This window comes from Streptomyces sp. NPDC057565, from assembly GCF_042801455.1.
GTDB lineage: Bacteria > Actinomycetota > Actinomycetes > Streptomycetales > Streptomycetaceae > Streptomyces > Streptomyces yanii.
Genome location: NZ_JBHVFU010000116.1, coordinates 1 through 11444, shown reverse-complemented (window position 1 = coordinate 11444; position 11444 = coordinate 1). Strand labels below are relative to the sequence as shown.

Here is an 11444-nt window from a genome sequence, read left to right as displayed (position 1 = left end):
GCTACGTACGGATCCAACTGGAGGCGGACAACACACCGTTGTCGCTGGCCGAAGTCGAGGTCTACGCCCGCTGAGCCGACGCACCGCGGCCGGCCCGGCCGGCCGCGATGCGCATCAATGGCTCCTCGTCACCGACCGCCACCTGCGGCCCTGGCCGTGGACCAACGTGATCACCGATGCCCTGAACCGGCTCCGTACCCTCCCGAACCCCGGCTGACCAGCACGCCCCTGTCCCTGCGAGCAGCACCAGCCCACCGGAGCAGCGGAACCCGGCGCCCACCCGACGCGAGAACCGGGCCCTCGGCCTGGCCCAGCCCGGAAAAGAGCGCACCACCACTCACCGCAAAGCGCCCGTCAGCAAGCTGACGGGCCCTCATGAACGATCGACGCCGAGGAAGGCACAGTACTGCTGACGCAGCAGCGGCAACGTGCAGGGCTGGTGTCTGGTTTGGGCGCCGTTGCAGTCCCACAGATGCAGCGGCGCGCCGTTTGCGACGCCCCTCTGATTCCACAGCAGTCTGCAGGGAAGTCAGCGGGTGATGGCTCGCATCAAGATCGACTCTCAAGCTCCCGCTTGACCAGAAGAGGTAGTTGCGTAACTGGCCGCCCGAGCTAAATACATCGGACCTATGTATTGCGCTCCAGTGGGAAACGATCCAGAATCGCCGCTCAGAACCCCGAAAACCGTCAGTCAACCCGCATCGGAAATCCGATGACTACGGACCTTTGGAGGCCGCGATGGCACGTGGAAGACCCACGCATCGCCTATTTCTGGCCACGTCTGCTGCGGTCGCCGCTCTGGTGGCCACACTGAGCAGCCCATGGCCAAGCCTGGCCGCCAGCGCGACGACGATCTATGTCGCGCCCACCGGCTCGGACACGGCTTCCGGTACGGCGGAGGCACCGATCAAGACGCTGACCGAAGCGCAGTCTCGTGTCCGCAAAGCCCTGAATACCGAGGGTGCGCCTGTGACCGTCAGGCTGGCCGACGGCACTTACCCGTTGACCGAGACGCTGACCTTGACCGAGGAGGATTCTGGAACCAAGGGGGCGCCCGTGAGGTGGCGGGCCGCCCCTGGGGCCAAGCCGGTCATTGTCGGCGGGCGGAGCCTTTCTCCGTCCTGGTCGACCTACAGCGGTCAGATCCAGGTCGCCACGGTGGGCGAGGGCCTCGACTTCGACCAGGTGTTCATCGACAACAAGCGCCAGATCCTGGCCCGTTACCCTAACTACGACCCAGGCAAGAAGCTTGGCGGCTACGCATCGGACGCAATCGCCCCTTCCCGGGTCGCCCGGTGGGCCAACCCGTCGACTGCTCTCGTGCGCGGTCTGCACCAGTCCGAGTGGGGCGGCAACTCATATCGGGCCACCGGACGCAACAGTAACGGCACCCTGGCGATGACCTGGGTCGGCGACAATCAGCGCGGCAGCGGCTTGCACGGAACCTACCGGATGGTCGAGAACGTCTTCGAGGAGCTGGACTCCCCGGGTGAGTGGTACTACGACAAGGCCGCTGGCAAGCTGTACTACTGGCCCGCCGTAGGAGTTGACCTGTCCAACGCCACCGTCCGCCTGGGCGAGCTCGACGAGCTGATTCGCGTCCAGGGTACGAGCTCCTCCAGCCCGGCGCATGACATCACCTTCAACGGGCTCACCTTCAGCGATACCCATCGGACGCTGTTCAACAGCACCTTCGAGCCGATCTCCCTGTCGGACTGGGCGATCGTCCGGAAGGGAGCCGTCGCGCTCAAGAACAGCTCCCGGATCTCCATCAAGTCCTCCACGTTCGACCATGTCGGCGGCAACGCGGTGTTCATGGACGGCTATGCGGATCACAACGTGGTGAGCGACAACGTGATCACCGGAGCCGGTGCTTCGGGCGTCGCGATTGTCGGATCGGAGCGCTCGGCCCGGCAGGCATCCACATGGGGCCATGAGATCCGGACGATGAGCGACACCACACCCGGACCCGCCACCGAGGACTACCCGCGCCGCATCACCGTGGCGGACAACCTGATCACGAATATCGGTGAGTACGAGAAGCAGAGCGCCGGCGTCCAGATCGCCCGGGCGTTCCGGGTGACCGTCAGCCACAACACGATCCACGACGTGCCCAGAGCCGCCATCAACATCGGCGACGGCACGTTCGGTGGCCACGAGATCACCGGCAACGACATCTGGAACGCGGTGCGGGAGACTGGCGACCACGGCCCGATCAACGCCTGGGGTCGCGATCGCTTCTGGCCGATCCGCGACGCCACCGATGCGCAGCGCAAGGCCTGGTCGAAGCTCGACCATCTGGAGCCGACGATCATCGAGTACAACCGGATCTGGCACGACCACGACTGGGCCGTGGACCTCGACGACGGTTCCAGCAACTACATCGTCCAGAATAATCTGTTGCTCAACGGCGGCACGAAGTTCCGTGAGGGCTTCAACCGGACAGCCACCAACAACATCTACGCCAACGGCAGCGCGCACTTCCACGTCTCCTACGCCGACAACGGCGACGCAGTGACCTCCAACGTCTTCCTGACGGGAACGCCCTACCAGTTCATCAAGGCCGACCCCGCATTCTCGAAGATCCGGCACGACAAGAACGTGTTCTGGAACAACGGGGGCCCGGTCGGTTTCTCGCCGTACGGAAGCAGCCTGTCCGGCTGGCAGGCGAGCAAGGGGCTCGACATCGGCTCGACCGTGGCAGACCCCAAGTTCACCGGCAAGTCCCCGTGGCAAGACCCGGCAAAGCAGGACTGGACACTGGACGCCACATCCCCGGCCCTGTCCCGCGGATTCGTCCAGATCCCGATGGGCTCCTTCGGGCGTCCGGGCTCCTCGGACGGCCCGCCGCCGCTGATCTGGCCGAGCAAGCCCCAGACCGCCACCCGGGAGTCGCTGCCCGAGCCGCTGCTCGGCGCACAGATCACTGGCCTGTACTCCGACACGCTCGCGTCCTCGGTGGGCCTGTCCCAGGGGCAGGGCATCTATCTGGAGTCGGTGCCCGACAGCTCGGCCGCGGCGGCCGCCGGGCTACGCAGCGCCGATGTGATCCGCAAGTTCAACGGCACCGAGTTGACCTGGAAGAACAGCTTCTGGACGCTCTGGAACAAGACCCCAGCAGGCTCGAAGGTCCAACTGGAGGTCTACCGCAACCAGCAGCCCGTCACGATGACGGTGACCAGACCTGGCGGCGGTGAAAAGATCAACAACACCTCGGGCGTCACGTACACCGGCAACGGCTGGGACTGGAAGGAGGCCAAGCGAGGCGGCGCCGGCAGCTACCTCAACGACGTTGACGCCTCCACCACGTCAGGTGACTCGTTCTCCCTGATCTTCCACGGCACCGGACTGAAAATGATCACCCAGACCAACTCCGATGAGACCGCCATAATGATCTCCGTCGACGGTGGTCCGGAACAGCGCGTCGACCTCGCCTCACCCAACCGCGTCTACCAGACCCAGGTCTTCGACACCGGCACGCTCACCGCCGGTGAGCACACGATCAAGGCCCGCAGCACCAGCAACGCGTACTTGATCGTCGACGCCTTCGAGATCACTCGCCCCAGCGGCTCATAGAACGAACCCTTGAGCAACACCGAGGGACTCGTGGTCGCCTGGGCTCTGGACAGGGCGGAGCGTAGTTCCACAGCGCGCTTCCCGTGTCCCCGGTAGGCAATCCAGCAGGGATGCTTGCACAAGGTGGGGCCATCACCCGCAAATGGTGATGGCCCCGTCCTGGACCAACTCCCCAGGGCGCCGAGCGAAGTAGACGACAGCGGGCTCGGTAGACGAAGAAGAGGACATCCGCGAAGGATGCCCGCCGGTATCGGGCCAGGCCAGTAGGTTTCGAAGGCCGCCGCAGCGGGAGGCACCGCGACGAGACCGCGGACATGAGACTGCCCGGCTACAAGCGCTGACCCAACACGCAGAGGTGGCCACCCAGACGGCTCTGTCAGGTTGCCGAGGGGGCGTGGGAGGCTCTTGGTGGTGATCGTTGCGGGAGGGGCCGGTTGTGGAGTCCGAGGTGTCGCCGTCGTACAAGGGGTATCGGTTCCCGGCCGAGGTGATCGGTCACGCGGTGTGGCTGTATCACCGTTTCCCACTCTCGTATCGGGAGGTCGAGGAGTTCCTGTTCGAGCGGGGCATCACGGTCTCGTACGAGACGGTCCGTGCCTGGTGCGCGACGTTCGGCCCCGCCTACGCCCGGAACCTGCGTCGCCGCCGGCTCCGCCCGGGCGACAAGTGGCACATGGACGAGGTGTTCATCAAAGTCAGCGGGAAGTGGCGGTATCTCTGGCGGGCCGTCGATCAGGACGGCAACGTCCTGGACATTCTGGTGCAGAGCAAGCGTGATGGCCGGGCTGCGAAACGCTTCTTCCGTAAGCTGCTGAAGGATCTTGAGTACGTACCCCGTGTACTCGTCACGGACAAGCTCCGCAGCTACGGCGTCGCCCACCGCGAGGTCATGCCCTCGGTGGAGCACCGCAGCTCGAAGTACTTGAACAACCGTGCAGAGAACAGCCATCAGCCCACGAGGCAGCGCGAGAGGGCTATGAAGAACTTCCGCTCAACGGGTGCGGCGCAGAGATTCCTCGCCGCGTTCTCAAGGATCTCGACACTCTTCCGGCCCCGCCGGCATCTGATCACAGCGAGTGACTACCGTGCCGAGATGACCGAACGATTCTGCCTCTGGAAGACCGTCACCGGCGCGGCCGCGCACGCCTGAGCACCGTGCACGGCACGGCACCCGAGCGCCATCAGTACGCCACAACTCACCTGCCACACACACAACTTGACAAGGCCCCCCCCAAGGGGTGGGCAGCGGCCACCGGACCAGGGGTTGATACACCGTCACGGTGTGGGTCCGGGCAGTCTGCCCCTCCCACGACACCCGCAGGATCCGTCACCCGGTGCGTGCCGTCGGTGCGCACGATCCTGTGGGGGTGTTCAGCCGCAGTCGTTTCGGTTGATCTTCAGGGAGCGGTTCTGGTCGTTGAGGTTGTAGCCGCGCAGGTCGTGGATGGAGCCGCCGCTGCGAGTGACGCAGACCCAGCGGCCGCTGTAGTTCCGCTTCTCGTAGACGCGGGCGGTGCGGTCGGAGTTGTTGCGGATCGAGCTGCCGTGGTCACGGATCGCGGACGGCGGGTCCTTCACGCCGCCGTCCACGGCGCGTCGTACCCATGGCTGCCCGCCGAAGTTGATCTCGGGGTAGATGCACACGTAGCCGGACGGGCAGTCGATACCGGCCCGTACCGTGCCGGTGCTGCCGGAGGCGGAGGCGGGAACGGCGAGCGAGGAAAGGGCCAGCTTGCTGGCATGAAGTTGGTCCGGCGCTACGTCTCAGACCGGCGACACCCAGGGTGGAACCCAGGGCCGCCGTCGCATTGGTGGACACCGCCAGGAACGGGCGCACGGCGCCGGACGTTGGGCCTGCATGGTGATGATGTCGAGCCTTTTAGTCATGGCCGTGCTGGTGATGGTGCCGTTCCTGCTTGCTTCGGCCCGCTACGTCGTCGTCCGTACCGGCCGGCCCGATTGGTTGCGACATGCCCTCGCGGCCCGCACACCGCGTCACGGTCTGGGTGTTGGGGCGTCGGTCGCCGATGAGCTGCATGCGTTCCTCAACTCGGCAAAGCGCGTGGAGATCGAGCACCGGGTGGAGGAACAGGTCCTGAAGGACGACGCGCTGGACGGCGCGCCGCCCCGCATGGGGGTGGACCTGGAAGCCGGTACAGCGGTGGTCCGGCGGAAGCCGAAGCCCTGAGCACGGACCGGACACCGGCAGCCGATTCGCCGTCGGCCGACGGTCCGCTCCCAGGAAGATCATTAATGGCTGCACCGATGGTTCCAAGGCCGTCATCCCCTCCCACCACACTGCCCCATGAGCAGTCGGTCGACCTGCCTGGCGAGCCACCGCCGTCACTTCTCGTGAACATCAGGATCAATGACTGCTGTCGAGATTCGAATCTCGTGAACATTGCGCGCCGGTCTCGTGGGGTTGATGCCTCCCGAATCGGTGTCGATGCGCTGTCCAATTTCAGGTTCTGGCTCAGGTTCCGTGCAGCAGTGACTGAGCGTTGCGAGCCGGGAGGCGGCACACAGGTGGCGGCATGGCGTCGCTTGAGCAGGTTGCGGTGCCACCGCAGGATCGTGTCCGGGCGTACCAACAGCAGGAACCGGCGCAGCTTCTCCCTCGGGAGGTGGTGGAGCAGGCCGGCGAGGATGGCGCGATCGGTGTCGGTGAAGGCGGGCTTGCCAACCTGGCGTTGCAGGACCAGCAGTTGGTGCCGGAGCGCAAGGATTTCGATGTCCTTGTCGCGGTCGCTCATCGGCAGCAGGCGCAGGAGTGCCAGGGCGTTGGTCGCGGCGAGGTAGGCCAGGCGCAGCAGCACGACCGATCATCATGCCGTCCGCCCTGCCCAGGCGAAGACAGCGGGGTGGCCGACGTCGCATCAGAGATGGTCGATCAAGGCCGTGACCTGAGCGGATGATTTATCGGCATCCGCAGTGCCGGCGGCCGGTTGCCGCGGCGAGCCTTGATCAGCAAACGTGCAGGCCACAGCCGCGAAATCGTAATTTCGAGCGGGACATGCCCCGTGGTCGCTCCCCAGCCTCAACTGCAGCGCCGGCCAGGGTATGGGCGGAGGCAGCCTCGCAGCCGGGCCGGTACCCGCGGCCGTTGGCCGGCGGCAGTGGTGCGGACGACGGGGCGGAGCGGAACAACGGCTCCGCCCCGTACGCCACCCATCAGTGACAGATGTTTCGCATATAACGGTTGCTGTGCCGGTCATTGAAATCACATCAACTCTTGACGTCAGAGCCTGACGCGCTCAGACTCTTCCCTGGCCAACAGGCCGTTTTTTACCGGGCCAGCGCCGCTGAACGACCTTCTCGAACGGCGCAGCTTGGGGCATCCATGGGAGTGGCCCACCCGCGACATCAGTCCTTCGCGCACATCCGATCTGATATGTGTCAGATCTATCGTCCCCGCCGCACACAGATGGGATGCCCCATGCGCATTCGGAAGAGCACCGGGCCCCGGCGGCTGGACCGGGACGGCGAGCGGTCCGGTCCAGCTCACGTACCGGATCCGGGACACGACCGCCATCAGTGGCAGTGCGCCGGACGTGTTCTGGATGAACGGCCCGAACGCTCGGCTGCCGCGGAAGGGCGCCCACGACATCGATGTCTTCCACTGGCCGGCCGGCGGACCGGTGGTCGGCGTCACCCCCGTGGACCCGGCGGTGGCCGCGTACTTCGCGGACGGCCACAAGGGAGGCCTCCCGTGCTCCTGACCTGATCGCCGGAGGACCCGTCCGATCCCGCTCGAGGACCGGCCGGCTCACCCCCTTGCCGATGACTACAGCCACCCGGCGGAACCCCCGGCAGCGGGGCCCGCCTCCACCCGTCCCCTCAGGTTTGGCGCGTCCCCCTCTCACCCATGGCCGGGTCTCCGGTCAATCCCCAGTTGAGGAATCCCCGATGAAGAAGCAGCGGAACACCGCTCTCAGAGCGGCGACAGCGGTCCTCGCCATGGCCCTCACGGCGAGCTTCGCACCCTCGGCAACGGCGGCCCCCGATGTGCCGTTCACGATCGCGGCCGGATCCCTGCGGATCGGCCTCAGCTCGTCGGGCACGGTCACCAGCCTGCTGGACACCGCCAACGGCCACGACTACTCCAGCAGTGAGCACCCGGAGCCGCTGATCAAGCTGGTGGCCGACGGCGGGGAGCAGCTGCCCACGGCGCTCTCGTACGACACGGACTCGTCGACGTACACCTTCACCTTCGGTGACAAGGGGATCAAGGTCGGCGTCAAGGTCGCCTCCAAGGCCGGGTACGCGACCCTGGAGGTGGCCGGCGTCGATGCCCCCGAGGGCGTGGACGTGCAGACCCTGTTGTGGGGGCCGATCACCACCAACATCACCAAGACCGTGGGTGAGTCGGTCGGTGTGGTGCGCGACAACGACTTCGCGATCGGCATCCACGGGCTGAACGACAAGAGCGTCGGCGGCTGGCCCGACGAGTACAAGAACCTCAGCTACCCCGACGGTCCGCCGAAGACCGACCCTTCCATACGGGGCTGGGCGTTCGGCTGGTTCGGCGCCTCCCAGACCAACTGGGGCAGCATCCTCCAGGCGTACACCTACGACTACACCAAGTCCCGCCACCGGTTCGCGGGGTGGCCCGACACGAAAACGCCCGACGTGCCGGTGGCACCGCTGAGCGGTGACGACGCGCAGATCAAGGGCTCGAAGATCGCCCTGTTCGGCACCGCGCCCGGGAACGTGCTCCCCACCCTGTCCAGGATCGAGACCAAGGAGGGCCTGATCCACACCAAGATCGACGGGGAGTGGGGGAAGACCTCACAGGGGGCCTCGCAGTCCTTCCTGGTGCTCAACGACCTCAGCACCGGCAATATCACCCAGGCAAGCAAGTACGCCAGGGCGGCCGGGATCCGGACCGTCTACGCGATTGAAGGAGGGGGCCCCTGGCGGTCCACCGGGCACTACCAGTTCAATACGGACTTCGGCGGCTCGGACGAAGGCGCGGCCGGTGTGGTCCGCACGGCCGCGGCCGACGGGGTGTCGGTCGGCGTGCACACGCTGTCCAACACCATCCACACCAACGACTCGTACGTGACGCCGGTGCCCGCCAAGGGTCTGGCGACGCAGGGCTCGGTCAAGCTGACCCGGCCGCTGGACGACTCGTCCAAGACGGTCTACGTCGAGGGCAACACCATCTTCAAGGGTGGGAGGGGGAACGCCATCCGGATCGGCGACGAGCTGCTGAGCTACGGCGCGGTGACGAAGGTGGACGGCTCCGCGAACGAGTACCAGGTGACGCTCAAGGGCCGTGGCGGGTGGGGCACCACCGCGGCCGCCCACCCCGCGGGCGCCGACGCTGCCCGGATGATGTGGTACGCCTACAGCCAGTTCGACGCCGGAATCACGATGTTTCCCGAGATCTCCAGCCGGCTGGCAGACATCTTCAACACCACCGGGATCAAGTCGATGTCCTTCGACGCCCTGGAGGCCGCCACGCTGGCCGGCTACGGCACCTTCGGGACCAACAAGCTGGTCAACGGCATGTACCGGGAGATCAAGGACACCGACGACTTCATCTCGGAGGCCAGCAACGTCCTGCCGGGCACCTGGGACGCCGCCGGCCGGATCAGCTGGGGAGAGGCCAACCACGGGACGAAGTACTCAGAAGTGGTCGCCCACCAGGGGTTCTACGAGCGCAACTACCTGCCCAACATGATGGGCTGGCTCCAATATAAGAATTCCGACACGGTGCTCGACCAGGAATGGCTGCTGTCCAAGATGGCGGGCTGGAACGCGGGCGCCGGACTCCAGACCACCATGAAGGCCCTCAGCAGCAGCGGCAACACGGCCGGCGTGCTGGAGGCCTGGAAGCAGTGGGAGGCCGCCCGCAACGCCCACGCCTTCACCGAAAAGCAGAAGACGGCGATGACGGCCGAGGACTCCTACTGGCACCTGGAGAACACCGTGCCGGGCAAGGAGTGGAACCTCTACAACGTCGACTACCCGAAGACCGCGCTCAGCGCGCCGAACGACGGCACGACGAGCACCTGGACGTACACCAACACCCACCAGGAACAGCCCCTGCAGTTCAAGCTGCAGGCCTCGGGCGGAAACATCACCAACCCCTCGGTCACCGTGGGCGACAAGACCGTGACGTACCACACCACTGTGCCCAAGGACGGCAGCCTGGTCGCCGACGGCACCGGCACCGCGAAGGTCTACGACCAGACCCAGCACGTGCTCGACACCGTCACCCCGAAGGGCTCGGCGACCCTCGCCGCCGGCGCCCAGAGCGTCAGCTACCAAGCGACCGGGGACACCGGCTCGAAGGCCCAGCTCCGCTTCATCACCGTCGGAGCTCCCGAGAAGGTCTCCGCCGACGTCACGATCGACGCGCCCGCCACCGTCGCCCCCGGCGCCACCAATGAGGTGACGACCAGCTACACCAACCGCGGCACCGACACGCTCAAGGGTGTCGAGCTCAACGTGCCGGCGCCCAAGGGCTGGAAGGCCGTGGGCCCGCACAGCAAGTTCGCCACCGTCGAGCCCGGCCAGACCGTCACCGTCACCTGGAAGGTCACCCCGCCGGCGGACGCCACGACCGGCAGCTACTTCCTGCCCGTCCAGGCCACCTACGACGGTGCGAGGTTCTCCTCCGAGGCGGTCGCCCAGACCACCATCCAGAAGACGTCGTGAGCAGCGTCTTTCACAACGCCGGCATCAGCGACGACGCCGACCCCGGCGCGGCCAACCTGGACGGCGGCGGCCGCAGCCTGTCCGCGCCGACCCCGGCGGACGCGGGCCTGACCGCCGGAGCCACGGTGGAACACGACCGCCTCACCTTCACCTGGCCCGACACCGCACCCGGCAGCCACGACAACGTGAGGGCCGACGGCCAGCAGATCACGGTCGACGGCTCCGGCAGCAAGCTCGGCTTCCTGGCCACCAGCACCAACGGCCCGAGCTCGGGAACCGGGACGATCACCTACACCGACGGCACCACCCAGAACTACACCCTCGCCGTCGCCGACTGGACGACCAACACCCCCGCCACCGGCACCGACACCCTCGCCACCCTGCCCCGCCGCAACACCAGCACCGGAGGCATCACCGACCACCCGGTCAGCATCTACGCCTCCACCATCCCCCTGCAGGACGGCAAGACCGTCGCCCACCTGACCCTGCCCGACGCCCGATCGCGGATGCACATCTTCGCCTCCACCATCGGCTGACCCGACACGACGATGCCGGCGCACCCCTGGTGCGCCGGCACCATCGCGCCAGGGCATGTCCAACGGGGGAGCCGCCCACTATCTGTTGCGATGTACCGCGTTCGTGTCAGTGCGGGGTGGCAGTGACGTTGTGTCAGATGTTGCTTGTCTCTGCTGGTGAAGAAGGTGTGCGCGTCTCGGTGCACTGGCATGGAGTGGTATTTCGAGGCAGTGGCACTGCCACCGGGCGGTATGTGTACAGGTCGCGCACTGACATGGAAGCGGTGCATCGCAGCCAGGGCGCGGTGGAACGCAGATACAGCGACTTCAAGGGCCCCCTGTCCGTCACCCCCGTCTTCGTGCAGGACAATAAACGCGTCGCCGCACTGATCACGGTGATCTGCCTGGCTCTGCTGCTGTTCTGCCTGATCGAACGCCAGGTCCGCCGGGCCCTGGGAGGCGACCAGAAAATGCGGGGCCTCTACCCCGGCAACCAGAGAGTGCGACCCACCGGCCGGATGATCCTCTACCACCTCTCCGACCTCCGGCTACGAGTCGGCAGCGCCACCGACCCACCCGTCATCGCCATCATCCGGGGTATCCAGCTCCACCTACTCGACCTCCTCGGCCTCGAACCCACACACCCCCGCTGGCCAGAGACCTGAACGGCCCTAGCAGGGAGTAAAT

General features: G+C 66.4%; 8 protein-coding genes and 1 pseudogene. 7 read left to right on the top strand and 2 right to left on the bottom strand.

Annotated features, from left to right (window positions below; genetic code table 11):
- Window positions 1-591 precede the first annotated feature (591 nt).
- Both ACFU8W_RS50970 and ACFU8W_RS50965 read left to right on the top strand, forming a co-directional pair.
- Window positions 592-3576: a right-handed parallel beta-helix repeat-containing protein gene (locus tag ACFU8W_RS50970; RefSeq protein WP_384052662.1), complete on the top strand. Its 2985-nt coding sequence runs from the start codon at window positions 592-594 to the stop codon at window positions 3574-3576.
- 436 nt (window positions 3577-4012) lie between these two features.
- On the top strand, window positions 4013-4726 hold the full coding sequence (locus tag ACFU8W_RS50965; protein ID WP_384052661.1) for an IS6 family transposase: 714 nt from the start codon (window positions 4013-4015) through the stop codon (window positions 4724-4726).
- 221 nt (window positions 4727-4947) lie between these two features.
- Here the strand turns inward: ACFU8W_RS50965 and ACFU8W_RS50960 are convergent, their stop codons facing one another.
- Complete coding sequence (locus tag ACFU8W_RS50960; protein ID WP_384052660.1) at window positions 4948-5220, bottom strand: peptidase inhibitor family I36 protein; 273 nt, start codon at window positions 5218-5220, stop codon at window positions 4948-4950.
- Window positions 5221-5461: 241 nt separating this feature from the next.
- Here ACFU8W_RS50960 and ACFU8W_RS50955 point away from each other — a divergent pair, with 241 nt between their 5' ends.
- Entirely contained in the window at window positions 5462-5764 is a 303-nt protein-coding gene (locus ACFU8W_RS50955; RefSeq protein ID WP_384052663.1) for a DUF6191 domain-containing protein, read from the top strand.
- A 324-nt stretch (window positions 5765-6088) separates the two neighbouring features.
- Here the strand turns inward: ACFU8W_RS50955 and ACFU8W_RS50950 are convergent.
- Window positions 6089-6392, bottom strand: a pseudogene (locus tag ACFU8W_RS50950) (integrase); the annotation flags it as partial.
- Window positions 6393-7136: 744 nt separating this feature from the next.
- Here ACFU8W_RS50950 and ACFU8W_RS50945 point away from each other — a divergent pair.
- The 4 genes from ACFU8W_RS50945 (at window position 7137) to ACFU8W_RS50930 (ending at window position 11422) form a co-directional block, all read left to right on the top strand.
- Entirely contained in the window at window positions 7137-7295 is a 159-nt protein-coding gene (locus ACFU8W_RS50945; protein WP_384052659.1) for a hypothetical protein, read from the top strand.
- 187 nt (window positions 7296-7482) lie between these two features.
- A complete protein-coding gene (locus tag ACFU8W_RS50940; RefSeq protein WP_384052658.1) occupies window positions 7483-10242 on the top strand; it encodes an NEW3 domain-containing protein in 2760 nt (919 codons plus the stop codon).
- Window positions 10239-10778, top strand: coding sequence for a hypothetical protein (locus ACFU8W_RS50935; protein ID WP_384052657.1), 540 nt, complete (start codon window positions 10239-10241; stop codon window positions 10776-10778). The genes ACFU8W_RS50940 and ACFU8W_RS50935 overlap by 4 nt, the downstream gene beginning before the upstream one ends.
- Before the next feature lie 254 nt (window positions 10779-11032).
- Entirely contained in the window at window positions 11033-11422 is a 390-nt protein-coding gene (locus tag ACFU8W_RS50930; RefSeq protein WP_384052656.1) for a hypothetical protein, read from the top strand.
- The last annotated feature ends 22 nt before the right edge of the window (window positions 11423-11444 follow it).